Annotated in this window: 23 protein-coding genes; 15 read left to right on the top strand and 8 right to left on the bottom strand. The window is 62.0% G+C overall.

Annotation, left to right across the window (positions count from 1 at the left end; genetic code table 11):
* Nucleotides 1–148 precede the first annotated feature (148 nt).
* The gene (locus tag JQ572_RS31465) at nucleotides 149–577 is read right to left on the bottom strand and encodes a hypothetical protein (RefSeq protein ID WP_249129558.1); all 429 of its coding nucleotides are present in this window, start codon (nucleotides 575–577) and stop codon (nucleotides 149–151) included.
* Nucleotides 578–815: 238 nt separating this feature from the next.
* Here JQ572_RS31465 and JQ572_RS31460 point away from each other — a divergent pair, with 238 nt between their 5' ends.
* Nucleotides 816–5216, top strand: coding sequence for a DUF5801 repeats-in-toxin domain-containing protein (locus JQ572_RS31460; protein ID WP_211386712.1), 4401 nt, complete (start codon nucleotides 816–818; stop codon nucleotides 5214–5216).
* Nucleotides 5217–5277: 61 nt separating this feature from the next.
* On the opposite strand, the gene JQ572_RS31455 is transcribed toward JQ572_RS31460, so the two are convergent.
* The 4 genes from JQ572_RS31455 to JQ572_RS31440 form a co-directional block, all read right to left on the bottom strand.
* Nucleotides 5278–6294: a transglutaminase-like cysteine peptidase gene (locus JQ572_RS31455; RefSeq protein ID WP_249129556.1), complete on the bottom strand. Its 1017-nt coding sequence runs from the start codon at nucleotides 6292–6294 to the stop codon at nucleotides 5278–5280.
* Nucleotides 6295–6518: 224 nt separating this feature from the next.
* A complete protein-coding gene (locus JQ572_RS31450) occupies nucleotides 6519–7766 on the bottom strand; it encodes an HlyD family type I secretion periplasmic adaptor subunit (protein ID WP_211386711.1) in 1248 nt (415 codons plus the stop codon).
* The gene (locus JQ572_RS31445; RefSeq protein ID WP_372703284.1) at nucleotides 7756–10035 is read right to left on the bottom strand and encodes a type I secretion system permease/ATPase; all 2280 of its coding nucleotides are present in this window, start codon (nucleotides 10033–10035) and stop codon (nucleotides 7756–7758) included. Before JQ572_RS31445 ends, JQ572_RS31450 begins: the two co-directional genes overlap by 11 nt.
* A gap of 222 nt (nucleotides 10036–10257) precedes the next feature.
* Nucleotides 10258–11961 carry a TolC family outer membrane protein gene (locus JQ572_RS31440; protein ID WP_211386710.1) on the bottom strand — a complete coding sequence of 568 codons (1704 nt, stop codon included), beginning with the start codon at nucleotides 11959–11961 and terminating at the stop codon, nucleotides 10258–10260.
* Between the two features lie 780 nt (nucleotides 11962–12741).
* Between JQ572_RS31440 and JQ572_RS31435 the strand changes: the two genes are divergently transcribed.
* Nucleotides 12742–12918: a hypothetical protein gene (locus JQ572_RS31435; protein WP_211386709.1), complete on the top strand. Its 177-nt coding sequence runs from the start codon at nucleotides 12742–12744 to the stop codon at nucleotides 12916–12918.
* 1 nt (nucleotide 12919) lies between these two features.
* Here the strand turns inward: JQ572_RS31435 and JQ572_RS31430 are convergent, their stop codons facing one another.
* Nucleotides 12920–13153, bottom strand: coding sequence for a hypothetical protein (locus JQ572_RS31430; RefSeq protein WP_211386708.1), 234 nt, complete (start codon nucleotides 13151–13153; stop codon nucleotides 12920–12922).
* A gap of 837 nt (nucleotides 13154–13990) precedes the next feature.
* Here JQ572_RS31430 and JQ572_RS31425 point away from each other — a divergent pair.
* The 3 genes from JQ572_RS31425 (at nucleotide 13991) to JQ572_RS31415 (ending at nucleotide 15103) form a co-directional block, all read left to right on the top strand.
* On the top strand, nucleotides 13991–14389 hold the full coding sequence (locus JQ572_RS31425; protein WP_211386707.1) for a hypothetical protein: 399 nt from the start codon (nucleotides 13991–13993) through the stop codon (nucleotides 14387–14389).
* Nucleotides 14390–14414: 25 nt separating this feature from the next.
* Nucleotides 14415–14678, top strand: coding sequence for a hypothetical protein (locus JQ572_RS31420; protein WP_211386706.1), 264 nt, complete (start codon nucleotides 14415–14417; stop codon nucleotides 14676–14678).
* 98 nt (nucleotides 14679–14776) lie between these two features.
* Nucleotides 14777–15103, top strand: a complete 327-nt coding sequence (locus tag JQ572_RS31415) for a hypothetical protein (RefSeq protein WP_211386705.1) — start codon at nucleotides 14777–14779, stop codon at nucleotides 15101–15103.
* 87 nt (nucleotides 15104–15190) lie between these two features.
* Here JQ572_RS31415 and JQ572_RS31410 read toward each other — a convergent pair whose 3' ends face one another.
* Nucleotides 15191–16444 carry a hypothetical protein gene (locus JQ572_RS31410; protein ID WP_211386704.1) on the bottom strand — a complete coding sequence of 418 codons (1254 nt, stop codon included), beginning with the start codon at nucleotides 16442–16444 and terminating at the stop codon, nucleotides 15191–15193.
* 517 nt (nucleotides 16445–16961) lie between these two features.
* Between JQ572_RS31410 and gmd the strand changes: the two genes are divergently transcribed.
* From gmd to JQ572_RS31360, 10 genes are all read left to right on the top strand, one after another.
* Nucleotides 16962–18032, top strand: coding sequence for a GDP-mannose 4,6-dehydratase (gene gmd / locus JQ572_RS31405; RefSeq protein ID WP_211386703.1), 1071 nt, complete (start codon nucleotides 16962–16964; stop codon nucleotides 18030–18032).
* Entirely contained in the window at nucleotides 18013–18966 is a 954-nt protein-coding gene (fcl, locus tag JQ572_RS31400; protein WP_211386702.1) for a GDP-L-fucose synthase, read from the top strand. The genes gmd and fcl overlap by 20 nt, the downstream gene beginning before the upstream one ends.
* A 61-nt stretch (nucleotides 18967–19027) precedes the next feature.
* Nucleotides 19028–19480: a DUF2231 domain-containing protein gene (locus JQ572_RS31395; RefSeq protein ID WP_211386701.1), complete on the top strand. Its 453-nt coding sequence runs from the start codon at nucleotides 19028–19030 to the stop codon at nucleotides 19478–19480.
* Entirely contained in the window at nucleotides 19477–20811 is a 1335-nt protein-coding gene (locus JQ572_RS31390) for a PQQ-dependent sugar dehydrogenase (protein WP_211386700.1), read from the top strand. The genes JQ572_RS31395 and JQ572_RS31390 overlap by 4 nt, the downstream gene beginning before the upstream one ends.
* Nucleotides 20812–20836: 25 nt before the next feature.
* Nucleotides 20837–21040 (top strand): hypothetical protein, encoded by a 204-nt coding sequence (locus tag JQ572_RS31385; protein WP_211386699.1) that lies wholly within the window; start codon nucleotides 20837–20839, stop codon nucleotides 21038–21040.
* A 155-nt stretch (nucleotides 21041–21195) separates the two neighbouring features.
* Complete coding sequence (locus JQ572_RS31380; RefSeq protein WP_211386698.1) at nucleotides 21196–22401, top strand: MFS transporter; 1206 nt, start codon at nucleotides 21196–21198, stop codon at nucleotides 22399–22401.
* A 169-nt stretch (nucleotides 22402–22570) separates the two neighbouring features.
* Entirely contained in the window at nucleotides 22571–23800 is a 1230-nt protein-coding gene (locus tag JQ572_RS31375; protein WP_211386697.1) for a CaiB/BaiF CoA transferase family protein, read from the top strand.
* A gap of 4 nt (nucleotides 23801–23804) precedes the next feature.
* Nucleotides 23805–24680, top strand: a complete 876-nt coding sequence (locus JQ572_RS31370; protein ID WP_211386696.1) for a beta-keto acid cleavage family enzyme — start codon at nucleotides 23805–23807, stop codon at nucleotides 24678–24680.
* A 144-nt stretch (nucleotides 24681–24824) separates the two neighbouring features.
* Entirely contained in the window at nucleotides 24825–25040 is a 216-nt protein-coding gene (locus tag JQ572_RS31365; RefSeq protein ID WP_211386695.1) for a hypothetical protein, read from the top strand.
* A gap of 97 nt (nucleotides 25041–25137) precedes the next feature.
* Complete coding sequence (locus tag JQ572_RS31360; protein ID WP_211386694.1) at nucleotides 25138–25530, top strand: RidA family protein; 393 nt, start codon at nucleotides 25138–25140, stop codon at nucleotides 25528–25530.
* A 4-nt stretch (nucleotides 25531–25534) separates the two neighbouring features.
* On the opposite strand, the gene JQ572_RS31355 is transcribed toward JQ572_RS31360, so the two are convergent.
* Nucleotides 25535–26206 (bottom strand): TetR/AcrR family transcriptional regulator, encoded by a 672-nt coding sequence (locus JQ572_RS31355; RefSeq protein ID WP_211386693.1) that lies wholly within the window; start codon nucleotides 26204–26206, stop codon nucleotides 25535–25537.
* Nucleotides 26207–26316 lie beyond the last annotated feature (110 nt).

Raw genomic sequence — 26316 nt, 5'->3', positions numbered from 1 at the left:
GCCACTCGGTCTCCGAAACATCGTACCGGGCCATGATCAAGGTCCTCCTGGGACCTTGAATCACAACAAACGCAAACGCTCAATGATTATAGGTACAGAACCTAGATATCAGCGCGGTCAACGACGGCCGCGTGACGCCGGCGCGCCGCTAGATCTTCTGACCGCCCGGCCCGGCGACATTGATTGTAATTTTTTGCAGCTCGATCCGCCCGCCAGGATATTTGACCTCAATGGTCAGCGTATCGTCGCCTACGAAGTCCGGAGGGGACTTGTAGAAGGCCACGTAAGCCGGCACTTCCAGCGCCAGGCAGGCCTTGTAGTTGGTTGCCTTTACCTTGCCGGGCTTCACGACGACCTTTCCCGACACGGGGGAGGTTGCCAATCGAATGGTTGGCAGGGGGCCGGAGCTGCAATCGGGTCTGACGTTAATGTAAAGCCCGATCTGCGTGTCCTTGTTTGGCAATGCCTTGACCGTGCGTTCGACCGTCCGGGCATCCGGTACCGGCTGGTTCTGAGCAGCGGCGGCCTGCAATCCGAAAGATCCGGCCAGCAAGGCGGTTACGAGTAATTTCCTCATCTTTTGCTCCAGCTGCCGCCCTCCAGGCCTGGAGCGACATGCGCGAAAACGGCGGGCATCTGGCCCGTTTTGCGACATATCGCGGCCGCGCGGTTTCTTTACCACATACTGATCGAAAGTATTGATTAACCAAATAGTTTTCTTGACCCCCGAGGGGGTTAACAATAGCTTAAAGACACACTTCGAAGTAAATTTGCCTTCAATTTTTCACTTCACGACCTTTTGGCGGAGAGATTTCATGAATGCGCAGTTTCAGGTTGCCCAGGCTACCGGCGCCGGAAATTCAAACAACGCCTCGCCGCCGCGCATCTTCAAACTGACCAAGCCCTTCGCCGATCAGGCTGTGGTTTTGAACCTGGGCTATGATCAAAAAGTCCAGGTCGATTTTTCGGCAATTGCGAATGAGAAGATCACGCTCGTCCATATCGGCGAAAAGCTGATCATTCTTTTCGACAATCACTCTACCGTAACGGTCGAGCCGTTCTTCGACTCCCGGCACGATCAACTCGGCAATCTGACCATCGAGGTCGCGCCGGGTCGTGACTTGACCGTTGCCGAATTCGCCAGCGCCTTCCCGATCATCAATGACCCCTCCGCGGCTTCGGCCGTTCTCCCCGCAGCCGGAGACTCGTTGGGGCAGAACAACGCGCAGGCGAGCGGTGCGAACTTCAGCCCGTTTACGGTCGATCCTCTGCCGCTCGTGCCCACCAACGATTTGGCTCCCCAGGAGGAGCTGCCGGGGTTCCAGGTTAATTTCCCCACCGGCTTTATCCCGCAGACGCCAACTCCGCCGGCTCCGACGATTGCGCTGGGCACGCTGCCCGAACTGGTGGTGGACGAGAGCTTCCTGACCGCGGGAACCAACGTCATCGACGGCTCCACGCCTAACCTGGCGAATACGACGGTTTCGGGCCTTCTGCCCGTCACGCTCAATGTGCCGGGCGGCCAGCAGTCGCTGACCTTTGGCCTGTCGATCAGTGCGCCGGGTGTGGATACCGGACTGATCGATTCCCAGACCGGAAATCACGTGTTTCTGTTCCTGGAGAACGGAGTCGTGGTCGGCCGCGAAGGCAAGGATGCGGCTGCAGCGGTCAATGGGCCGCAGGATTTCACGGTGTCCGTCGATGCCACCGGAAAGCTGACGCTGACGGATCTGCGCTCGGTGCACGAAGGCACGGGCGAGGACGGCGACATTAGCGAGGGCACGCATGTGCCCGCCGGCCTTATCTCCTTGACGGCCACGGTGACGGACAACAACAATCAGAGCACGAGCGCGAGCGTTGATGTTGGCCCGCATCTGACATTGCAGGACGATGGTCCGTCGATTCAGGTCGTCCTGGAGGGTGAGGAGCGAGCGCTTCCGAACTTGGTCGTCGACGAGAGCAACCTGACGATTGCGACCAACGGCATCGACGGCTCGATTCACAATGGCAACAACACGGCGAGCGCGTCGTTCGGCGGCTTTTTCCAGTCGGTGACCGGCGCGGACGGTGTGCCGGATCCGCAGCACCCGATCAGCTTTGCGCTGTCGATCGATCCCTCCGGGACGAGCGGCCTGGTGGACGCGCAGACCAGCGAAGCTGTCGTGCTGGTGATGAACGGCACGACCGTGGAGGGCCACACCGCGGCGAGCGATCTGCTGGTGTTCACGCTGTCGGTCGACAGCAATGGCGTGGTGACGTTCACGGACGACCGCGCGGTGAAGGAAGCCGACGGCACGAATCCGGACGGCAACGAAGGCATCAACCTTGCCAGCGGCGCGGTGACGCTGACGGGAACGATCACCGACAATGACGGTGACACGGCAACCGCGAGCATCGACCTCGGCCCGCGGGTAACGTTCCTGGATGACGGCCCGAAGGTGACGGCGGTGGTGTCGGGTGCGACGGCGGCGCTGGACGAGGGCAACACGGATGCGGGCTCCCCGCCGACGAGCACGGCGGCGACCATCAACACCGGGGCGATCGTCAAGGGCGACGATCCGGATGTGACGGGCACGGGCTATATCGCGCATGCGGTGGACGTCGCGCTGGTGACGGCGACGCCGCAGTTCGGCGCGGACGGCCCGGCGACTTCCGGGTCGACGGCCTACAAGCTGACGGTGACGAATGCGGCGTCTGGTCTGTTCGTGACCGACGGCTCGACGATCAGCCTCGTCGACGTCAACGGCGACGGCAGCGTGATCGTGGGCGTGGTGCAGGCGGGCAGCTTCGCCACCCAGGCGGCGTTTGCGATCTCGATCAACGGCACGACGGGCGCGGTGACGGTCGAGCAGTATCTGTCGCTGCACCAGGACAGCGCGAGCAACACGCCGGACGACGGGGTGTCGCTGAACGCGAACTCGCTGGCGGTGACGGTGACGATCACGGACGGCGACGGCGACCAGGCGAGCACGCCGGTCGACGTGTCGGGCAAGATCAGCTTCGACGATGACGGCCCGAAGACCGGCACGGTGACTGGGTCGACGGATACGCTGGTACTGGACGAGACCCGTCCGGTAGGGACCGATACATCGGTCCACACCGCGCCGAACGGTCTGGCCAGCGTCACAGCGAATTTCGCCGACAATTTCGTGGGTGGCAGCTACGGTGCGGATGGTCCCGGCACCACGCTCTACACCCTGAAATTGACCGGTATCGATGTCGCGTCCGGCCTGTATGCGCTGGACCCCACCGACGTCAAACCTGCCTCCGGTATCGGCAATGATGGTGACGGCATCGGCCAAGGCACGCAGATCGTCCTGAACCAGTCGGGCGATACGATTACTGGCACCGCTAACGGAACGACTTACTTCACGATCACCATCAACGAGTCGACTGGTGTCGTGACGTTCGTGCAGGTCAACAATATCTGGAATCCGGATCCGACGAACCCGGACGATCCGGCAACCCTGACACTGTTGTCTGCCAACTTGCTTCAGGTGATCCAGACCATCACCGATGGGGATTCCGACCAAGCGTCGGCCGCGATCAATCTCGGTACGGGCGTGTTCACGATCCAGGACAGCGGACCGACACTTGTTGCCGAGACGAACCTCGTCTATGCGAATTCCGCGAATGGGGCCGGGCATACCGGCGGTACGGGCATCTATCAGTACAATATCGGTACCGATGCCCATACGATCTACGATTCGACCCATTCCGACTTTGCACCGATCACGCTGACGGGCACCGTCGGCTCGAACGCCATTTCCAACCAGTCTGTGACTTGGACCTCCGAGACTTCAACGAGTGCGGTTTTCCATATCACGTTCGACTATCAGGCGGATCCGTCGTCCAGCACGCTGACGACCGATACGGGAACGCTGACCTTCGACAAGGTCAATGGCACATACAATATCTTGCTGGACAGCCCGATCAGCAGCTTCACGACGCTCGAAACGTCGCAGGGGCTCTCGTTCACGGGGTATCAGCCCAACTCGAGCACGACAGACAACACGCAGCCTGCGGTCATGGTGACCGAGTTGAGCCCGAATTTCTGGGTTCAGTTCACCGGCGATGACGGTGCCCCCCTGACGGCTGGAGGAAATGGCGTCTTCACTCAGGGGGAGAGTCTTGCCGCCGCAGGTGATACGTGGGTCTCGGTCTCCGGAGGCTCCAACGGTGTGGCCGGCGATACCATCCAGAAGGGGGAACTCCTCGATTTCAACTTCTTCGCCTCCAACCCGCAAGGCTTCCTGAACCACACGGACATTACGTCGGCCTCGACGATGTTCCTCAAGTTCGACGGCTTCAACAGCGAGGATATCATCGTAAACCTGAAGCTGATCGACGTGGGGACAGACGGCATTGCGGGCACAGCCGATGACGGTGCAACAACGCATCTCTTGCTTGTCGTCGACACCGCCGATGTCTTCACCCACTCAAGCCCGCCGCCGTCGGGATTTGGCATCACCCTCGACAACAACGATGGCGCCATCATCATCCAGAGCAACGACTATCTGCCCAGCCTCGGCGCGGGAAACTGGCAGATCGACGGTGCTCAGGTGATCACTTCGACGGAGAGCTTGAGCGGCAGCGGAGTCAATTTCAACGGTGCTGTTGGTACTGGCGCTACCGGTGCCAGCACGGGAACGGAGGCCTTCAGTTCCGGCACGGTGGACAACGACGTCGTCAAGATCTCCGATATCGGGCTAATTACGACGACGACGACAACTCAGGCTGCCGATCTGCAGTTCAACGTCACGAATGTCGATGCTGACGGCGATACGACCGGTGCGACGACCCTGGATGTGCAGATTGCGGGCAACATCATGACCGGCACATCGGGGAACGAGGTCCTGCAGAGCAGCACTGCTGACGACACCATGAAAGGCAACGGCGGCAACGATATCTTCGTGCTGCAGGCCTCCGGTGGCGGTCATGACACGATCTCGGACTTTAATGCCGGTGACTCGATCGTGGTCGACCTTGCAGGCCTGAACCTGACCATCAATACGGCCCAGACGGTCACGTTCAATTCGGCTGTAACAGGTGCAAACGATCAGACCCACGATAGCGCCTTTAATGGTACGAACTTCTTCTTCAATACCACCACGAATGAGCTGTACTACTCGGACAACAACACAGCGGCTCACGCGATCGATCTTGCTCACATCAGCACGGGCATTCCCGCAGCTAACGCCGTCCACGTGGCGTAAGGAAGCGGTCAGGCAGATACCAAACCGCCGGCGAGCCTCTCGCCGGCGGTTTTGCTTTATCTCAAAGAAGTAGCGGGAGCGTGCTCAGTGACCCGCCGCCACCGGTGTCCGCCGGCCCCGAGCCCGCCCATCCCGATCCCGCCGCCGCCGGCGCAGCTTCGGCCGTGAGCGGCTGAGCCTTCGCATAAGGCTTGGCGAACAGATGCACGCCGTCGTGATTGATCGCGAACAGCGGGGCGAAATTCAGCTCGCCGTTGTCCTCCCGCAAGCCCGCCCACCGGTTGTCCAGGATCAGCCAGCGGCCGTCGAGACGAGCCGCAAGCACCGCGTGGTCCTGCCGCACGGTCCGGTCACGGACGAGGAGCAGGCGCATGTCGGCGTCCGGGAAACCGGCTTCGCGCAACGCGGCGTATTTGGCGATCGCGTAGTCTTCGCAATCGCCTTTGCCCGTCGCAAAGCTCGCCAGTGGCGAGCTCCAGCGGTCGAGCTCACGATATTGGGCGAGATCGCTGACATAGCGGATCGCGGTGTTGACACCCAGATTGGCTTCCTCGAGCCGGGCGCGCCCGGACTTTGCCTTGACTGCACCGACAAGCCTGAGGAACTGCGCGGCGTTAGGCGGGCAGCTCGCGGCCTCGGACCTGCAGCGCTCGAGCACGGCTTGCTCGCGGGCGATCTCTCCTTCGACCGCACGCCATTTGCGCCAGACCTCGCTGTCAGGCGCCCGGAAGGTGAAGAGGCCGAACGGTTCATTGCCGAGCGGGGCAATGCCTGAAAGAGGGGCCGCTTCAGGTTGAGCGTCCGTCGCCGTGGGGGAGGGCGGCGTCAGCGCCGCCAGGCGCACGGCATTTGGTCCCCGGCCGCGCTCGCGGTCCAGCTTTGCCAGCACCGCGTTGATCGTGAAGAACGTCGCGGGAGCCTGAATGGTGTCCGCGCCGGATGGCGCGATTTCAGTCGAATCGGCCGGCCCGACATCGGCGGCGAGCGCGGCCGAGGTCGAAAAACCGTTGAGCGAGACCACCATGGCTGCTGCGAGCGCCAGAAAGTCCTGCCGCCGCTGTCCAAAACGCGACTTCATTGACCGTCCCCATATTTCGGGACGTCGCCGGCGTCTTTGCGCGCCTGATCGTCATCCCGACCTGTTTATCGGGAGCCAGCGTGCGCTCGGGCGCGCTTAAGTCGGGTTAAAGCCGGGGAAGGGGGGCCAGGAATGAGCCGGCGCGATGAACGCGCACCTCCAGCAACGCTAAAGCTTGCAGGCGCGGGTTAAGGACGCATTAAGCAAGGCGAGCGCCGCCCGGCCTAGTGCTCGCGCAAAGCCTCATCCCGCAAGGTGCGAGCCGGCTTCAGGATATAATCCAGAACGCTCTTCTTGCCGGTCAGGATCTCGACCGTCGAGATCATGCCCGGGATGATCGGGAGCGGAGCCTCTTCAGTGCCCAAATGGTTCTTGTCGGTTCGAACCATCACCCGGTAGTAGGTCTCCGGTCGCTGCGCCGACTCGCTCTTGTCGTCGAGGATCGTGTCAGCGCTGATCCGCTCGACCTTGCCGGCCAGATGGCCGTAAACCGAGGAGTCATAGGCGGATATCTTGACGACGGCATCCTGGCCCGGGCGGATGAAGGCAATATCCTGCGGCCTGATCTTGCCTTCGACCAGCAAGGTATCGTCGAGCGGAACGATGTCCATGAGGTTCGCACCGGGCTGAACGACGGCACCGATCGTGGTTACGTTCAGTTTATTGACGATGCCGCGAACCGGCGAACGCAGATCCGTCCTGCGAACCCTGTCCTGCGCCGACTTGATATTCTCGTCGAGGACGGCGAGATCGCCCCTGGACTTGGCGAGGTCCTCGTCGGCTTGCGCGCGAAATGTCGAGATCGTGGTCGCGATCTTCGATTTGGCTTCGGCCATCTGACCCCTGACCTCCGCGGACTGACGCTCCAGCCGGAGCATCTCGATCTCGGGGACGACCTTCTGTTCGTACAGCTTCCGGGTCAGCGTCAGCTCGCGATCGAGCAGCGCGGACGATTGGCTCAGCCTCGTGATCTGCTGGGTGAGAACGTCGATGTCTTGCGCGATCTTCTGCGCGCGGGCCTTGAACACGCTTCGTTCCGTCGCCACGGTCGCAGGTACAACCCCCTCGATCTGGTCCGGAAATACGATCTCGTTGCGCCCCCTCGCTTCGGCATCCAGGCGCGCAACGCGGGCCGCCATCGCGGCGCGGCGTTCCCGTATCTCGCCGAATTCGGACGCGAACTTGGTGTCCTCGATCCGCATCAACGACTGGCCTTGCTGAACCGTGGCGCCTTCCTGGACGAGAATGTCGCCGACGATCCCGCCTTCCAGCGACTGGACAACCTGAATTTGCCGCGAGGGAACGACCTTGCCATTGCCGCGCTTGACCTCTTCGAGCACAGCGAAATGAGCCCACGTCAGGAATGTCGCAAACAGGCCGAAGAAGGCCCACAGCAACATTCGCGAGGTTTTCGGCGTCCTCAGCTTGACGGCTGCACGGATGTCGTTGGCGTAAGTGAAATCAGCTGACATTGGATTTCTGCGCCGGGGGGACGGGTTGAACCACTCTGGGATTGGCGACAGACTCGGTCGACGGAGCCTTTCCTTGCAACAAGCTCAAGACGTGGTCGCGCGGTCCATCGGCGACCAGCCGCCCGTTGTCGAACAGCAGCAGGCGATCGACCATCGACAGCAGTGAAAGACGATGAGTGGAGATGATGATGGTCATTTGCGCATTATCGAGCGTCTTGAGTCGTTCGAGGAACTCGCTTTCGCTGCGGACGTCGAAATGGGCGGTTGGCTCGTCCAGAAACAGGATCTTGGGTTTGCGGATCAAGACGCGCGCCAAGCCGATGGCTTGCTTTTGACCGCCCGACAGGCTGCGTCCGCCCTCTGCTATGGGCATGTCGTAGCCCATGGGGTGACCTGCGATGAAGCTTTCCACTCCGGCCAGGCGCGAAGCCGCAAGCACTTCTTCGTCCGTCGCGGCCGGATAGCCCAAGGTTATGTTGTCGCGCAGCTTCCCGAAGAACAGATCGGTGTCCTGCATGGCAAAGCCGATGCCGGCGCGCAAGTCGGCGGGATCATACTGGCGCGAGTCGACGCTATCGATCAGGATGCGGCCATCTTGCGCCTCGTAGAACGAGAGCAAAAGTCGCCCGACAGTCGTCTTCCCCGAACCAACTCGACCAATGATTCCAACGCGCTCACCGCTCTGAATCTTGAATGTGACCTTCTCCAGCGCCTTTCCGGGAGCATTGGGGTAAGTGAAGGAGACGTTTTCGAAACTGATGGTGCCTCGCTCGATTTTTCTGGCGACATAGGTCCGTTCCGGTGAACGTTCCCGTTCCAAGCTCATGATTCGGTCGATGGATTTGAGCGACGAAAAAGTTTGGGTGCCACGGGTGATCACGGACGCGATGCCTGCAATCGGCGCCAAAACGCGGCCGGCGAGCATGTTGGCTGCGACCAGCGCACCGACTGTCAGGGTGCCGTTCTGGATCAGGAATACGCCAATTACGACCAGGAGCAGACTTGTCAGCATCTGTGCCGAGTTGGCCGCGGTCAGCGCCAGGGATGACCAGAAGTGTACGGCCTCGCCGGACCTTGCTGTCGCTGCAACCGAACGCTCCCAAGCCGTCTGCATCCGTGCTTCACCGCCGGACGCGCGCACAGTTTCCAGACCGGCGAGCGATTCGACGAGCACGCCGTGGCGAGCTGCCGACTCGGCTTGCAAGCGTTTCATCGCCCGATTGAGCGGGCGTTGTAAGACCAGTCCAATTAAGATCATGACCGGCAGCATCAGCAACGGCACCCAAGCCAAGGGTCCCGCGACCACGAAGAGAACCGCTACAAACAGGATGGCAAAGAGCAGATCGGTTGCCGAGACCACGCTGCCCGAGGTGAAGAATTCGCGAACGGAATCGAAATCCCGAAGCTGGTTGGCAATAATGCCGACGGATGTCGGCCGTTGCGACAACTTCACAGCCATAACATGCTCGAAAATGTTGGCTGCAAGGACGACATCGATCGTCTTGCCCGTCACGTCGATCATCTTGCTCCGGACCATCCGCAGGATCAGATCAAAGACGATTGCGAGGCCCATGCCGATCGAAAGAGCAATGAGCGAGGGGATAGCTCCGTTCGGGATGACCCGGTCATAGACGCTCATTGTGAAGAGCGGCATGGCCAGGGCCAGAACATTGATCAGCAGGGCCGCCAGCGCGATATGCCCGTAGTTGCGCCAATGGGCCTTTACGACGGACCAGAACCAGTGCTGCCGGGGAAGGCTGCCGGCCGCGACGGCTCGCGCGTCCGACTCGGCGGCCGCCCGGACCAGAAAAGCATACCCCGTATAACCGGCGGCGATGACGTCCAACGTCAATATCTGCGGCACATACGGCCGGTCGCTTGGGTCAATCACCCTGGCGGTACGCTTGCCCTCGTCAATGCTCAGCAAGATCAGCGTCGCTCCGTTCTTCATGATCAGCACGACGGGAAGAACGAGAGAGGGGATGTCCAGCAGCTTGCGTTTGGTGGCCTCAGTCTCCAGGCCGGCACGGCGCGCCGCCCGCTCATAGAGAGAAACCGTCAGGCGTCCATCGAGGATCGGCAGGCCGCCGAGCAAGCCATCGCGGGTCACGGCTCTGCCGTGATGCCCGGCCAGGAAGATCAGCGAGTCCAGCAAGGGATCGCCTTGTTTCGCTTCGACCTTCTCGGCCCGAACCGATGCCGTGGACTCTTCGCCGATGTTATGCGGGCGTGCGCCTTCTGCCGAGGACTTCTTTGTTTGACGAAACAACAAGCTGATAAGCCTTAAATGAAAAGCGATGAAACGAGCTTGGCAAAGTCGTCGCAGAATACGACAAACTGCCAGTTAATTCATTTACTTATTTGGACGGGCGCGATTAAGGATTAACGATCGCAGGCAGGAAAGCTATCCGTGCGTTATCGGGGGCAGGCCCGGAACTAAGAAAGCCCGCACATCTGTGCGGGCTTTTAGTTGGTCGGTCGACCGATGTCGCTACTTTGCAGTTGGCGAGAATGCGGTCAGGAGCCAATGGGGCTTCTCGGTCGGGGCATATGAGCTGCGCTGGCCCGTCGAGCCATCGAGCACGATCGGCCCACTGGAGCCTGCACGCTGTGCAAACCAGGCGGACACGCCAGCGACCTTGGCCGAGGCGGCGGTCTTGTCGGGCTCGCCCGACCAGCGATCGCCGAAACCCGACGTGGTGGGCTCGGTCGCAGCATATGACAGTCGAACCGGCGCGGCCGTCGGCGCCGGGACAGCAACCCGCAGCGGCTCAGAACCGCTCTGCGGAAGCGTCCAGCGGAACGTGGGCGCCTTGTAATCCGGCAGGCCGAACAGGTTGAGATCGGTTGGAGCCGCGTCGACCGGGGGAGGAGCCTTTAGATATTCGATCAGCGTTCCAGTCGCGGCGAGCAACTGATAATCGGCAAACACCACGACTGCTCGCGCCGACGTCAGCGAAACCTGCGCATTGAAGAACTGGTTTTGGGCATTCAGAAGGTCGATGAGCGAGCGTTGGCCCAGCTCATACTCCTTCTGGAACGCGGCGATGGTTTTGCGATCCGCCTCCAGCTGGCCGGTCAGCGCCGAAATGCGGGTCTGTGTTATCGTGCGAGCGTTCCAGGCCTTGTCGATGGACTCATATGCGTCCCGCTGCAAGCGGGCGTGCCGTGCCGTGGCTTCCGTGAACCGTTCGGCCTTTTCCGAGCGATTCCAGGCATCCTGTCCGCCGCGGAAGATGTCCCAGGACATCACGACTTTGCCGCTGTAGTCCTCATGGGTAACGGCGGGCGAGCCGGCGGCCGCAACGTAGGGGAAGGAGTTGTCGTAATGCGTCGCCCGACCCTCAAGATAGAATTTGGGGGTGAACAGACCGTCCGTGGACTTGAAGGCATGCTTGGCGGCATCGGCATCCGATTGAGCCGCCGCAATCGTGGAGTTGAACCGCAGCGTGACCGCGAGTGCTTCATCCCGGCTGGCCGGAAGCCCCCGCAACGGGCCGGGGAAGCGCACATTGTAGGGCTCTACGCCAACGACCTTGCGGAACTTTGCCCGTGCATCCTCGAGGCTACGGCGAAACTCGGCCAAGGCCGCGCGGGCACTTTCGACGCGTTCCCTTGACTGCTCAAGGTCGCCTTCGCCGGCCCGTCCGCCCGAAAACCGCGAGTTTACGTTCGAGAAGATCTTGTCATGATTGGCAACGTTCTGCTCGGCCAGACCGACCAAACGCATGTACCGCACGACGTCAACGTAAGCCTCGGCGGCATCAAGGGCGATGAGCTCGGTTCGTTCCTTGACGCGTGCTGCGGCGGCGTTCACGCGCGCATTTTGGCGCCACACCTCGTGGATCGAGGTGAAACCATCAAAAAGAAGCTGCCGGACGACGACCGATTCCTGGCTCCCGTTCCGCCACGGCCCCGATCCCGTCGTCGGGACCGCAATGCTTGGAGCTACAAAGCCAGGGGGCTGGTCGAACTTTTCCGGCCCATAGCTGGCGTCAATCCGCACTTGCGGTAAGAGCGTACTCTGGGTCTGGCGGAGTTCGCTCTCGGTTGCACGACGGTTTGCCGATGCCTCACCCACACCCGGGTTGGTCTGCATCGCCTGACGCAGGGCGTCATTGATTGAGAACTGCTCCGCTTGTGCCGGGGCGGCCGCCAGGATGATCGTTGCGAAGGCAAAATACGCCGGCTTCATCGTCCCCACCATAAAAGGCATTTAACAAATAGTATTGACCGGGAAGAGTTAGCAAAATGCTGTGATCTTACCTATGACATTTCAGACACAGCTTGCAGTAATCGCTCAAGGCTTCGACTTTCGCGCCCAATAGGCGTGCAACTGAGGCAGCTTAGCCCTTTCCCAATCCTCGACACCGGGGCGTTTGCCGCGCCGCACAAAGTCTGCGCATTTTCTGCTCCTTAGCAATCTGATTTTACTGCTGAATTGGATTATTGCTGTGCTGCGATGTGGCAACCTCAGGTATCGCCTCTTCCGATAAGGCGAAGTGCATGAGGGTCCGCGAACCGGGGCAGGGGTAGTCCAGGGAGCTTTGCCGAGGACTTCGACGCGCGCGTCGGCGCCGGGCGCTGAGGACCGCATCAGGTCAGCCAGCATGATCCTGCTGTCGTCGATTCGGATCCCGGGGCGCGTCAATGGCCGGAAGGTCGGAATGTACGGCCTGCCTTCTCGGTCGCCGGCCATCAACGCAACCTCTGAGCGTTTCGATGTTTGGGCGCCAGGGCAGACGGGCGGCCTACCGAACGGTCCGGCCGGGGATCATCCTCATAGTACCTCGGGCAACACGCTTCCGGAGTTAACGGCACGCGCTTTTTATTTACATTATTTATGGTGGCCGATACTAGCAATTCGAACGGCAAACCTTGCTTAAGGTCTCGGACACATAGTGAATGCATTTCAGCATGCGATTGAAGGGCATCAACTATGGATACAGACCTCCGAACCGAGCTCGAAGGCCTCATGGAAGATATCCAAAAGCGCCAAAGGCATATTGAAGACCAGGTTTTTCTGATCAACGTTCTCGAGCGAGAAGGGCACATCACGCTCGACGAACAAGCCGCCCTCAAGTTTGAGCGCAAACAGCTCGCGCTTCAAATGGAGCGGCAGACAAGGCTGCTTTTGAAGGCGCAGATCTGAGTCAGCGCCAGTCGTTGTCGGGCAACGTTCCTGGCGGGGGCTTGAGTTGCTCGAGCCCCTCATCAATCGTCCGAATGTCTACCTCAATCCGCTCGATGGTCCGGGTCGGATCAATACCGGATACGGTGCGGAGTTGCTCGAGCAACTGGCACCGATGCTCTCGCAGTTCTGCCAGCCCCGGCCGGTCCTTCAATTCCACCAGAGAAGCAACGATCAGTTCAATGGATGATGGCAAGGCAATACCTGTCGATTAAAAAATTCATTATAGACCTTTATGTCGACCCGAAAAGATCGCCGCCGTCCGCACTTTGACGGAAGCGCCCTGCTGGTCGGGACGCGGCCGCGGGCCGCGCAATCGTGATGCGTCGGAGTGCGTCCTTTACGCCACATGCTGCGAGCGTTAATTTTGGTTCGATACGCTTTGCCCGTGTGAGTATCGGGAGCAGCCTTTTTGCCAGGGCCATTGCATACGATGTGTGAGCGTTGCTCGATCTTCGATAGGAAGATTCAGAGATTCAAGGGACTCGTCGTTCAGCTGTCCGATTTCGATACGGGCCTGGTGGAACAAATCATGTGGAGAATAGCCAGGCTGCGGAGCATGAAGGCTGCGCTTCACCCTGAAGACGGATAGTCGACCCTACTTCATGACCAGCCGACGGCAAACCGCCGTTGTCCCGTGTCGTTTGCTGCTCCGGGGGCAATCCGTATGTATCCAACAGCGCCGTCCGCTTGAAATGTAACGGCGGACGGCGCTGCTCCAGCCCCGGGAGGGTGATGCAAAATCCCGGTCTTTCGAGTCTGCGCTTTCGTTGACCGCGGTCAAACCAAAACCGCTCGATTGGTGAATCACGCCGAATGTACCTGCTCCGCACTGCAAAACATCAACCGTTCGGTTGAGAACTCGGGAAAAACAGGAACAACGTCAATCGGACCCCTGTTGGGAAGACCCTTCTTTCGAGCTGCCACGAGCTACGACCTGAACAAATCATCGGGCAAGTAAGCTCAAATCCCAGCGGGCGGGGGGCTTGGCAAGTTCGGGAAAAAGAGGCAATCTACAATTTTTGGATTGCCAATGCCCGCTTATCTCGTCCGCTCAATCGACACTCACCAGATCGTCGGCTTTTTCTTCGCCGATCATCCCAGAGGTCTTGCCCTTTTGGTCCAGGACTGGACGGACGGGGATCTCTGCGAATATGTCCAACTTCCTGGGGGCGGCATCGTATGGGCCGGGTCGGCGGTTCCGGTGCCTATGGATCCTGGCATCGAGGACGACGCAGACTGGAACATGCCCGAACTGCCTTTCACGAGCGCGACGCTGTCTGAGACCTGGCTCAACGTGCTCTACGGCTACACGACCAAGCTTCGCTGGACGAGGTTCAAGGCCGGAAAAAGACCGGAATCAACTTCACCCGAACCTCCAGAGCCGGTGAGCTCGGGACAGGTCATTCCCCTGCGAAGACCGCAATCATAGCAAATCGGCAAGCGAAGAAACCAACATGACGGCAGAGAAGCTGCGGACACACGTCACCTACCTGAGCGAAATAGAGACTGATTCCGAGCGGCGTGACGTCTTCGCGGGCCTCACCCATGAAGAAACTGTCTGGTTGATCGATTATCGAGAGCGGCGGGCGCGCGGCGAACCCGGATGGAGCCGAGATCAAACGATTGCTCTCGGACTTACCGCAAGACACAAGATAGCGCACACCCAGATCTTGAACTTGGAGTCGGGAAGGCAACTCGATAGGCCGGCCATCAACTAGCTTGTCACGAGTACCTGGATGATTGTGACGGAAGCGTGAACGAACATACCTAGAAGCGACGTGACTGATTTTTCCAATTGTATTTTTTTGGATTTCCGATGCGCACCCTGTTCATTATCCTCGGCATTTGGCTGCTGATTAATGCTCTCTTCGTCGTGATCATGATCCCGCCGCGAAAGCCGCGGAGGTCTAATGCTGAGAGCGGACAGAGCGACCTGTCGCCGGCATTGATCAATCCCAACAGCCGGCTGGTGGAGGCGGATGAGGGTTTTTCGCTTCGGCACGCCATCATTGCAATCGCGCTCGGCTCCTTCTTTTCTCTGACCCCACCATTGCTGCAAGCTTATGATGCCATCGCGGCATTCATCAGGAAGCTCCGCCGAGACGAGGGTGACGGAAATTCAGCGGATCCTCATTCTCGCTGAATCAGAGGACGATCGCCATTTCGAACCGGGCGCTTCACCGGCTCCAGCCCCCATCGATTGATGAGTCCCGACTCCCGAACCCGGAGATCAAGCCGGTCCCGGTGACGGCTGGAGCTTGGCAGCGTCGACAGGACGGTTGGTGACGTCGGTGAAAAGCTTTGCCGCCCCTCCCGCCTTGTCGACGAAGGCGGCTCTCGCACGGGCGACCTTGTCTCTTGCCTCCTGGGTATCGCTGGTGGCCTGAGCGGCTTCGCGATAAGCGGTTTCGGCGTTGCGCAGATCGGTGACGACCGCGTTCAACTGCGTTGCGTTGTTCGAGGTCACGAGCTTCCCTGCGATATACACCACCTGGCTGAGACCCAAAATACCGAGGATGTTCTGCGGTACCGTGAAGGACGCAAGCTGAAACACGCCGCCGGCGAAAAGTGCGAGCCCTACCGCGCCTGTGAATATCAGGCTCTGAAAGCGGTAAACGTCGAAACCGCCGTCGCTCGAGATAAGGTCGTAGAAGCTCGGCTCCGGTGTGGCGCGGGTCGAGTCCTTGTCGAACCAGCCCTTGTTCATGAGCCAGGCCTGATTTGTGGGCTCGAGCGCTATCTTTGAGGACTCCGCTCCCTTGGCGGCCGCGGCCCCGATGCCTGCGATGCCGAGCAATTGCAGGATCGTGGTTGACAGGTCGGAGAGCACGCCCGTGCGAAGCAGGATATAGGCGAGCATCGCAAAAACCAGGATCGTGAAGAAGAATACCTGGAAGGCCGAGAGACTGCCGCGATTGTCGGAGCCGGCCGTGATCCGGATTGGGTTCCAGGCTTGAACGCCTTTCAACGACGTCCCGCTCAAACGCGCAAAGGCCTTCGCGGAGAGAAAATAGGCGGCGAGCACGATCGCGAGTGCCAGCCCGATGCTCAGGGAGTAGGGGCTGAGATAGACCGGCAGGTAGGAAACGTTGAGCGGCCTTCGCGTGCTGTCGCACTGGTAGATGTAGAGGTTCCGCCGGGTCCACCATCCCGCGACATCATTGGGAACGTCGATCGAAACGATCGTGTCGCCGGACTTCAGCAAGCGCTTCACGACGAGGTCGTCGGTTTCGCCCGCTCTTCGCGCGCGGGCGCCGTGCCTGACCTCGTCCCGCGGGACTTCCTTGTTCTCCAGGAAGACCGCGAAATAATGCGCCTCCGGATCGAGAGAGCTCGCGATCCCGAATTCGACATTGCTTCCGGCGGGCACGAGATTGCTGTTGTAGATGATCGCAGCGCTGTTGGCCGTATTGGCGAGCGCCTGGAAAATCTCGCCGCCGGCGCAGTCGGAAATTTCCGTCCGCGCCGCGGCAGCGTCCTTCACGTTGGCTTTTTTCGGGTTGGCAGTCCCATCCTTGGCAGCGGACTGGACGGCTTTCGTCTCCGCCGCCGGACTGGCGGGATCGCCTGCCTGCTGGGCAAGGCAGGGGGCAGCCAGCAGGGCAGAAGCGAACAGAATTGCGAGTATCCCATTCAGGGAATCAGAAGCGCGGCAGCGGCTTCCAATTTGCGCCACGGCAGCTTGCGCGAAATCGAACAAGGATCCCTCCTCGAAAATGGCGAACGCCGGCAGGGCAAAGCTCAAAAATCTACCTAAGATGGTACGTGCAACAGGCTTCGCCAGCGAGGTTCCGGGCCCCTGGGGCCGCGACTTATGCACAAAAACCTCGTGCCGGTTTGTAGGCCGGAAGGGCTTCGGCTGGGCGGACCTCGAGGCGGACGTCTCCTGGCGTTGCATCGCCGTATTGGGTTGACCCCGACGGTCGATATGTCAGAGAAGGACGGCGGCTGGAACGGAACGCCGCTGTCCTCTTGGGATACAGTTAGGAGCAGGTGCACATATGGCTGAGCGGATCGCTCTGATCACCGGCATTACCGGGCAGGACGGCGCCTATCTCGCCGAATATCTGCTGTCGCTCGGCTATGTCGTGCACGGCATCAAGCGGCGCTCGTCCTCATTCAACACCGCGCGGGTCGATCATCTCTACCAAGATCCGCATGCCGGCAACGTGCCGTTCCTGATGCACTACGGCGACATGACGGATTCGACCAATCTGATCCGCCTGGTGCAGCAGATCCGCCCGACCGAGATCTACAATCTCGCCGCCCAGAGCCACGTCGCCGTCAGCTTCGAGAGCCCGGAATACACCGCGAACGCCGACGCCGTCGGCGTGCTGCGGCTGCTGGAAGCGGTCCGCATCCTCGGCATGGAGAAGGAGACGCGGTTCTACCAGGCCTCGACCTCCGAACTCTACGGCCTGGTGCAGGAGATCCCGCAGAAGGAGACGACGCCGTTCTATCCGCGCTCGCCCTACGGCGTCGCAAAACTCTACGGCTACTGGATCACGGTGAACTACCGCGAAGCCTACGGCATGTTCGCCAGCAACGGCATCCTGTTCAACCACGAGAGCCCGATCCGCGGCGAGACGTTCGTCACCCGCAAGATCACCCGTGGCGTCGCCCGCATCGAGGTCGGCCTCGAACAGACGCTCTATCTCGGCAATCTCGAGGCCAAGCGCGACTGGGGCCATGCGCGCGACTATGTCGAGGGCATGCACAAGATCCTGCAAGCCGACAAGCCCGACGATTTCGTGCTCGCCACCGGCGAGACCCGTTCGGTTCGGGAGATGGTCGAGCTGTCGTTCGCCCATGTCGGCCGCCGCATCGCCTGGCGCGGAGTGGGCGTCGAGGAGACCGGCGTCGATGAGGCCAGCGGCAAGACGGTGGTGAAGATCGATCCGACCTATTTCCGGCCAACCGAGGTCGATCTTCTCGTCGGCGACGCCAGCAAGGCGCATCAGGTTCTCGGCTGGAAGCCGAAGCGCACCTTCGCCCAGCTCGTCGAGGAGATGATGGCGAGCGATCTGGCCGAGGCAAAGCGGGACGCCGGCAGTGGCAAACGCAGCGTTTGAGCTCAAGGGCAAGTCCGTCTACGTCGCCGGCCATCGCGGCATGGTCGGCAGCGCCCTTGCGCGCCGGCTGGCGCGGGAGGACGTCAGGCTCGTCACGGTGGACCGGCGCGAGGTCGATCTCTGCAACCAGGCCGCCGTGTTCGACTGGTTTGCGAGGACGCGGCCGCAGGTGGTGTTCCTCGCCGCGGCCAAGGTCGGCGGCATCGTCGCCAACAACACGCTGCGCGCCGAGTTCATCTACGACAACATCGCGATCGCGGCCAATGTGATCCAGGCCGCGCATCAAAACGGCGCCGAGAAGCTGATGTTCCTCGGCTCGTCCTGCATCTACCCGAAGCTGGCGCCTCAGCCGCTGCGCGAGGATTCCGTGTTGACCGGTCCGCTGGAGCCGACCAACGAGCCCTATGCGATCGCCAAGATCGCCGGCATCAAGATGGCGGAGGCCTATCGGGCCCAATATGGCAGCGACTTCATCAGCGTGATGCCGACCAATCTCTACGGCCCCGGCGACAATTATCACCCCGAGCTGAGCCACGTGGTCGCCGCCCTGATCCGCCGCTTCCACGAGGCGAAAGTTTCGGGCGCGAAGAGCGTCGTGGTCTGGGGCACTGGCACGCCGCGGCGCGAGTTCCTTTATGTCGACGACATGGCGGATGCTTGCGTCCACCTGATGAAGACCTATTCGAGCGCGGAGCTGGTCAACATCGGCACCGGCGAGGACATCACCATCGCCGAGTTCGCACGCGTCGTGGCCGCCGTCGTCGGTTACAGCGGCGAGATCGCCTTCGACGCCTCGCGTCCTGACGGCACGCCGCGCAAGCTACTCGACGTCAGCCGCCTCGCCAGACTCGGCTGGCACGCGACGACCTCGCTCGAGGACGGCTTGAAGCGCGCATATGCGGCGTATCAGGCCGGCATGCCGGTCTCCGCGTAGGAACCATCACCGCCAGCACGAGTTGGCCGTCGGGCAGGGCGAAAGACACACGAGGCCAACCGTGCAGGAAGACGTGCGCGTGCGCACCACCGCGCAGATCGCGGGTCATCCGATTCATCCGATGCTGGTGTCGATACCGATCGCGTGCTTCGTCGGGGCCCTGCTCACCGACATCTCCTATGTCGTCAGCGCCGAGATCATGTGGGCGGATTTTTCCGCCTGGCTTCTGGTCGTCGGCGTCATCTTCGGCGTGCTGGCGGCCATCGCCGGCCTGACCGATTTCCTCGGCAACCGTCTGGTGCGGGCGCAGGCGCCGGCCTGGCCCCACCTGGTCGGAAATGCGGTGGCGCTGATCCTTGCGATCGTCAATACGTTGATCCACACGCGCGACGCCTGGACCTCGGTGTGGCCGACCGGGCTCATTCTTTCAGCGGTCACCGTATTGATCGTGCCGGTCACCGGCTGGCTCGGCTGGGCCATGGTGTATCGCCACGGCGTCGGAGTTGCGCGATGAAATCTCCAATCGCTCGCGCATTGTTGTGCTCTTCGCTGCTGTGTCTGGCCGCATGCAACGACGGCAGCGGCGATCCCAAGGCGCAAACCGGCGCCAACCCGACGCTCCCTGACATCCAGCAATACCTCCTGCCGCCGATGCACATCGCCCGCATCGTCGGCTGGAAGAAGGACGAGACGCCGGCCGTCGCGCAGGGCTTGCAGGCCAAGGCCTTCGCGACCGGTTTGCAGCATCCGCGATTCCTCTACGTGCTTCCCAACGGTGACGTGCTGGTCGTGGAATCGAAGGCGCCGAAGGGCGCCCCGATCAAGCGGCCCAAGGAAATCGTGATGGGTTACATCGAGTCCTGGGCGACGTCGGGCGGCGACACCGGCGAGAGCAACCGCATTACGCTGCTGCGCGACAGCAACGGCGACGGCGTGCCGGACACGAAAAGCGTCTTCCTCGACCATCTCAACTCGCCCTTCGGCGTCGCGCTGGTCGGCAACGACCTCTATGTCGCCAACACCGATGCGATCGTGAAATATCCGTACGCCGAGGGGGATACGAAAATCACCGCGCCGGGCACGGTGCTGACCCAGTTGCCGGGCGGGCCGATCGACCATCACTGGACCAAGAGCCTGGTCGCGAGCCCCGACGGTTCAAGGCTCTATGCCGGCGTCGGCTCCAACAGCAACATCACCGAGAACGGCATGGAGGCCGAGCACAATCGCGCCGCCATCCTCGAGGTCGACCGTGAAAGCGGCCGCTGGCGCATGTTTGCGAGTGGCCTGCGCAATCCCAACGGCTTCAGCTTCGAGCCGCAGACGGGCGCGCTTTGGACGGTGGTGAACGAGCGCGACGAGCTCGGTCCCGATCTCGTCCCCGATTACATGACCTCGGTGAAGGACGGCGGGTTTTACGGCTGGCCCTACAGCTATTACGGCCAGCACGTCGATCCTCGCGTCATGCCGCAGCGGCCTGACCTCGTCGCCAAGGCAATCGTGCCGGACTATGCGCTGAGCTCGCATGTCGCGCCGCTTGGGATGGTTTTCAACACCGGCACGAGCCTGCCGGCCGCCTATCGGGGCGGTGCCTTCGTCGGCGAGCACGGCAGTTGGAACAGGCAGGTCTTGAACGGCTACAAGGTCGTGTTCGTGCCGTTCACGGACGGCAAGCCGAGCGGCCCGCCGCAGGACGTCGTCACCGGCTTCCTCAACGATGACAACCAGGCGCGCGGGCGGCCCGTCGGCGTCGCCATCGACAAGACCGGCGCGCTGCTGGTCGCCGACGACAGCGGCAACACCGTGTGGCGCGTGACGGCGGCGCATCCGCAGCTCACGGAGCGATAGACCTGAGAACGGGAGGAGTTGAACAATGGGCCTTGCTCAATATGCCATCGTGCCGGTGCAGGACGCATGGGGCGTGCTGCACGACGGCGACGTCAAGAGTAGATACGCCACCAAGGAAGCCGCGTTCGAATCGGCGGTCGCCGCGGCATCCCTGGCCCTTCGCGAGGGACATGAGGTCCATGTCAGCGTACCCGGCCGTGAGGCGGGCGAGAGCGCGCTCGGCAGCTAGGCGAGAATATCGACCCTGCTTGCTGCTGGTTCGGCAGGGCCGCTCTGCGGGCAGCGCTGCTATGCTACTCGGAACCTATATTCCCGCTGGCCGAGTCTCAGGCTAAGACATGCTGACAGGCGTGATCCGCGCCTTCCGGGCAGGCGACGTTTGGAATGCGGTTTCTGAAATCTGACGGCAGGCTCGTCGGCGTCCTGCTGGTGCTGGCGATCACCCAACTGATCGGATGGGGCACGATCGGCCTTCCGGCCGTTGTCGGCCGCGACCTTGCGGCCGATCTCGGCATGAGCCTGCCGATGGTGTTCGCGGGCAGCTCGGTGCTTTACGTCACGATGGGGCTGTGCGCGCCCTGGCTCGCCAGGGCCTTTGCGCGGCACGGTGCACGCAAGGTGATGATGGCGGGCACGGTTGTTGCCGTGCCGGGCTACGTCGTCCTGTATTTCGCGCGCGAGCCGATGCTCTATTTTGTGGCCTGGGTCATTCTCGGCATGGGCGGCAGCGCCACGCTGTCGACCGGCGCCTATATCATGCTCAACGAAGTCGCCGGGCGGCAGGCCAAGAATGCCATCGGCGCGCTCATGCTGGTGACGGGTCTCTCCAGCAGCATCTTCTGGCCGACCACCTCCTTTCTAAGCGGTTATTTCGGCTGGCGGGGGACCTGCCTCGTCTATGCGGCGATGCTGCTCGTCATCAGCCTTCCGCTCTACACGTTCTTCGCGCCGCGCCGGAAAATTGCAAAGGATCATGGTGGTGCGCCGGTCAAGGCGTCGCCGCCGCCCGCGATCCCAAGGAGCACCTTCGGCCTCGTGGTCTGCGCGATCACGCTCAATGCCTTCGTCAATTTCGGCATCGGCGCCATCATGATCGAGCTGCTCCGGGCGGAAGGTCTGGCGCCGGCGCAGGCGCTTGCGTTCGGCTCGATGCTGGGCGTGATCCAGGTCAGCGCCCGCGGGCTGGATCTCCTCGGCGGCGGACGATGGGACGGGATCACGACCGGGCTCGTCGCGGGCACGGCATTGCCGGTGGCCATGATGCTCCTGATGACGAACGAAGGCGCGACCTGGGCGGTCGCGGTCTTCGTCCTGCTCTATGGCGCCGGCAGCGGCGCGATGGCGGTGGCGCGGGCGACGATCCCGCTCGTGTTCTACGACCAGGCCGAGTTCGCCAAGGCGATGTCGATGATCGCGCTGCCGCTCAATCTGGCATCCGCGCTCTCACCGCCGCTGCTCGTCGGTCTGCTCACCCAGTTCGGGAGCCGCGGCGCGCTGGGGCTCACCTTCGTCTGCTCCTGCGCGACGGTGCTGATCCTGGTCCTGCTCGGCCGCCGGCGCCCGCAAGTCGCCGCTGCGGCCGCGACCTGAGAATATTCGAGCTGCGGAAATTCACTCCGCCGCCTATCCGGGCTGCCGGGGCGGGGATAGCCGTATGCCCGGAGTGCAGTGCTCAGGGCACCAAAATAGTGTATCCGCAGGGAGCGCAGCCACGGCTGAAGGCCGCCGCGCCAATATCCCGTTCCCGGAGGAAATCGACATGTCGGCCCTGCCGCTTTCAGGCATCAAGATCCTTGACCTCACCCGCGTGCTTGCCGGGCCGCTGTCGGCCCAGATGCTGGGCGACTTAGGTGCGGAGGTGATCAAGATCGAGCGGCCGGGCACCGGCGACGACGCGCGCGCCTTCGGGCCGCCTTACCTCACCGACCCCGAGGGCAAGGCGAACAACAACAATTCGTTCTACCTTTGCGCCAACCGCAACAAGAAGTCCGTCACCGTCAACATCGCCAAGCCCGAGGGGCAGGCGATCATCCGCGAGCTCGCCAAGGACGTCGACGTCTTCATGGAGAACTACAAGGTCGGCGATCTCAAGCGCTACGGCCTCGACTACGAGACGATCAAGGCGATCAATCCCGGCATCATCTACTGCTCGGTGACCGGCTTCGGCCAGACCGGCCCCTACGCGCCGCGCGCCGGCTATGACGCCATCCTGCAGGCCATGGGCGGCCTGATGAGCGTCACCGGCCATATCGACGGCGAGCCCGGCGAGGGCCCGATGAAGGTCGGACCGTCGATCGTCGACTACATGACCGGCATGAACACCTCGATCGGAATTCTCTCGGCGCTCTACCATCGCGACGTCAATGGGGGTGTCGGACAGCACATCGACGTCTGCCTGTTCGACACGGTCATCGCGTCATTGTCGCACTGGCTGCAGATCTACCTCGTCAACGGCAAGACCCCACCGCGCCGCGGCACCTGGGGCAATGGCGGCATGCCGGCCGGCGTGTTCCGCTGCACCGACGGCGAGCTGATGCTGGTGGTGGGCAATGACGGCCAGTTCCAGCGCACCTGCGCCGTGCTCGGCGAGCCCGAGCTCGCCAGCGACAAGCGCTTCGTCAAGAACAACGACCGCGTCGTCCACGGCAGGGAGATCATGGCGATCTTCGCCGGCCTGTTCCTGAAGCAGAAGGTATCCTATTGGCTGGACAAGCTGGAGGAGGCCGGCGTGCCCTCTGGTCCGATCAACAATTTCGAGCAGGTGTTTTCCGATCCGCACGTCCAGTCTCGCGGCATGCGGGTGAAGGTCAACCATCCCTTCGAGCCCGATCTCTCGCTGATCCGCAACGCGCTGACCCTCTCGGAAACCCCGATCGAGACCTATCGTGCCCCGCCGCTGCTCGGAGAGCATACGCAGGAGGTACTCGGCGACAAGCTCGGCTATGATGCGGGGAAGATCGAGGACCTGAAGAAGCAGGGGATCATCTGATCGCATGACCGGCAAAACCATCATCACCTGCGCGATCACGGGCAATCTGACCAAGCCCGAGCAGTCGCCATATCTGCCCATCACGCCCGAGCAGATCGCGACCTCGGCGCTGGAAGCCGGCGAAGCAGGCGCTGCCATTGTCCACATCCACGTGCGCGATCCCGCCACGGGGAGGCCTTCGATGGAGATCGATCTCTACCGCGAGGTGATGGCGAAGATCCGCGCCCGCAACACCAGCCTCGTCATCAATCTCACCACCGGCCCCGGCGGTCGCTTCGTGCCTTCGCTCGAGGACCCCCGCATCGCCGGCCCGGGCACCACGCTGCTGCAACCCGAAAAGCGCGTGGAGCATATCGAGCTGCTCAAGCCCGACATCTGCACGCTCGATCTCAACACCATGAATTCCGGCGGCGAGGTCGTGATCAACACTCCGCGCAACGTCCGCATCATGGCCGGCCGGATGACGGCGGCCGGCGTGCTGCCGGAGATCGAGCTGTTCGATTCCGGCGACTGCCACCTGGCGCGCGACCTGTTCGCCGACGGCACGCTGAAGGGCCCGGGGCTGTTCTCGCTGGTCCTGGGGGTGAAGTACGGCTTCTCCGCGACGCCCGAGACGATGTTCTATGCCCGCAGCCTGCTGCCGCCGGGCGCGATCTGGTCCGGCTTCGGCATCGGCCGCGCCGAATTCCCGATGGTGGCGCAGGCGTATCTGCTCGGCGGCCATGTCCGCGTCGGCATGGAGGACAATCTCTATATGTCGAAGGGTGTGCTGGCGCAGACCAATGCCGAGCTGGTCGCCCATGCGGCAGGCATCCTGAAGAGCATGGGTGCGAGCGTTGCGACTGCCGCCGACGCGCGTGCGATGCTCGGGCTGGCATAAGCGTTGATGGCAGCAGTGTGACGCTCGCGCGGCCTTGCGCGAGGCTTGCGCGCAATCCCCAGATAAACCCGGTCCGTAAACACACAGGCTTTCGCTTCGCGCGCGACTCAGATTCGATCTCTTCATTGGGTCGGGAGAGAGCGAATGTCGTACACGATCGGGTTTCAAGCCAAGAACCAGAAGGCCATTCTGGCGACCGAGGCGGCAACGGCCAATCAGGCCGTGGCCATCATTGCCGCACTGCGGCAAAGCGCGGACGAAATAAAGTTCATCCGCTCGCCGCAGGAAGGCGAGATGGGCATCGAGATGCTGCTGCTGCTCGCCAAGGAAGAGGCCGAGGAGATGCCGCAGGGAGCGTAAAGCGCTTCCACGACTACACTTCGATCAGAAGCGAAACATGACGGCTGCAGGATGATGTAGTCAGCCGTCAGTCCCGCTCGAACCGAAGGTGGCCGCCATGAAACGCGAAGCGCTCCGCGTCGAACCGATCTCGACGTTTCTCGACCGCTGGAAGGCGCCGACCTCGCCGGTCACGCGCGCCGGCAGCATGATCTTCGTCGCCGGGCTGCCGCCGTTCGACCCGGAGACGGGCGAGCTCAAGGAGATGCCGATCGAGCGGCAGAGCGAGATCGTCATGGAGCAGTTGAAGCTGTGCCTTCGGGCGGCCGGTGCTTCGCTGGACAACGTCATGAAGTGCAACGTCTACTGCACCTCGACGAAACACTTCGCCGCGTTCAACACGGTCTATGCGCGCTATTTCCCGCTAGATCCGCCGGCGAGGATATTCGTCTGCACGCCGGAATGGTTCGGCCCCTTCGATGTCGAGATCGACTGCATCGCGATGATGTGAGGGGCTAGCGCGCGTCTCTCGCGAGCGCGCGCGCCGGCGCCTTAGCCTCCGTCCGTGGCGCCGTCAGCGCCATCGTCGCCACGCTGACCACGCGGGCGACCACGTCCTCGACGTCGTCGAGATCGCATTTGCCTTCCGACAGTTTCGTCAGCCGTTCGCTCTCGCGGATGGTGTGGTGCGCCATGGCGAGCGCGAAATTCAGGCCCCAGTAGATATCGACGTCGCTGCGGTCGGGCAGGGCGCGGCGCATCGCGCCGGCGAACTTGCGCAAATGGTCGATCTCGCGGTTCTTGATCCGGCGGATCGGCGGCACGGATTCGATCGAGGCGCGGATCATGAAGCGCGCCGCGGTCGAGCGCTGGTTCTCGGGGCCGAGGCAGCCGCGCAGCGTCGGGCCGACCAGCGCATGCAGGATCACCTCGATCGGCGCACGGCCGCCGCCTTCTTCTTCCGCCGCCTTCAACTCGCGCAGTCGCTCGCGATTGGTGGCGATCGAGCGTGTGACAAATAATTCCGCGATCAGTTCGTCCTTCGAGCCGAAATGATAGTTCACCGCAGCCAGATTGACATTGGCCTCCGCGACGATGTCGCGCAGCGTCACGTCGCCGAACCCGCGATCGGCGTAGAGCCGTTCGGCGGCGGCGAGAATGGACGTCCGGGTATGATCGCTGGCCATGGGTGCCCCTCAGGGAGGGAGTTGCATTTCAAACACTTGTATGAAACCATCGTTTGAAGGCCGGGAAAAGTCAATCCGCAATCGGGACTCGTTCGCAACACGCGGTCGGT

This window comes from Bradyrhizobium sp. SZCCT0153, assembly GCF_018129995.1.
GTDB lineage: Bacteria > Pseudomonadota > Alphaproteobacteria > Rhizobiales > Xanthobacteraceae > Bradyrhizobium > Bradyrhizobium japonicum_G.
This window is presented reverse-complemented; position numbering and strand designations above follow the sequence as displayed.

What these genes read in the sequence shown, in the direction of transcription:
- JQ572_RS31465 (WP_249129558.1), bottom strand. Translation starts at nt 577, where the DNA reads ATGAGGAAATTACTCGTAACCGCCTTGCTGGCCGGATCTTTCGGATTG.
- JQ572_RS31460 (WP_211386712.1), top strand. Translation starts at nt 816, where the DNA reads ATGAATGCGCAGTTTCAGGTTGCCCAGGCTACCGGCGCCGGAAATTCA.
- JQ572_RS31455 (WP_249129556.1), bottom strand. Translation starts at nt 6,294, where the DNA reads ATGAAGTCGCGTTTTGGACAGCGGCGGCAGGACTTTCTGGCGCTCGCA.
- JQ572_RS31450 (WP_211386711.1), bottom strand. Translation starts at nt 7,766, where the DNA reads ATGTCAGCTGATTTCACTTACGCCAACGACATCCGTGCAGCCGTCAAG.
- JQ572_RS31440 (WP_211386710.1), bottom strand. Translation starts at nt 11,961, where the DNA reads ATGAAGCCGGCGTATTTTGCCTTCGCAACGATCATCCTGGCGGCCGCC.
- JQ572_RS31435 (WP_211386709.1), top strand. Translation starts at nt 12,742, where the DNA reads ATGGAAGATATCCAAAAGCGCCAAAGGCATATTGAAGACCAGGTTTTT.
- JQ572_RS31425 (WP_211386707.1), top strand. Translation starts at nt 13,991, where the DNA reads ATGCCCGCTTATCTCGTCCGCTCAATCGACACTCACCAGATCGTCGGC.
- JQ572_RS31420 (WP_211386706.1), top strand. Translation starts at nt 14,415, where the DNA reads ATGACGGCAGAGAAGCTGCGGACACACGTCACCTACCTGAGCGAAATA.
- JQ572_RS31415 (WP_211386705.1), top strand. Translation starts at nt 14,777, where the DNA reads ATGCGCACCCTGTTCATTATCCTCGGCATTTGGCTGCTGATTAATGCT.
- gmd (WP_211386703.1), top strand. Translation starts at nt 16,962, where the DNA reads ATGGCTGAGCGGATCGCTCTGATCACCGGCATTACCGGGCAGGACGGC.
- JQ572_RS31390 (WP_211386700.1), top strand. Translation starts at nt 19,477, where the DNA reads ATGAAATCTCCAATCGCTCGCGCATTGTTGTGCTCTTCGCTGCTGTGT.
- JQ572_RS31385 (WP_211386699.1), top strand. Translation starts at nt 20,837, where the DNA reads ATGGGCCTTGCTCAATATGCCATCGTGCCGGTGCAGGACGCATGGGGC.
- JQ572_RS31380 (WP_211386698.1), top strand. Translation starts at nt 21,196, where the DNA reads ATGCGGTTTCTGAAATCTGACGGCAGGCTCGTCGGCGTCCTGCTGGTG.
- JQ572_RS31375 (WP_211386697.1), top strand. Translation starts at nt 22,571, where the DNA reads ATGTCGGCCCTGCCGCTTTCAGGCATCAAGATCCTTGACCTCACCCGC.
- JQ572_RS31370 (WP_211386696.1), top strand. Translation starts at nt 23,805, where the DNA reads ATGACCGGCAAAACCATCATCACCTGCGCGATCACGGGCAATCTGACC.
- JQ572_RS31365 (WP_211386695.1), top strand. Translation starts at nt 24,825, where the DNA reads ATGTCGTACACGATCGGGTTTCAAGCCAAGAACCAGAAGGCCATTCTG.
- JQ572_RS31360 (WP_211386694.1), top strand. Translation starts at nt 25,138, where the DNA reads ATGAAACGCGAAGCGCTCCGCGTCGAACCGATCTCGACGTTTCTCGAC.
- JQ572_RS31355 (WP_211386693.1), bottom strand. Translation starts at nt 26,206, where the DNA reads ATGGCCAGCGATCATACCCGGACGTCCATTCTCGCCGCCGCCGAACGG.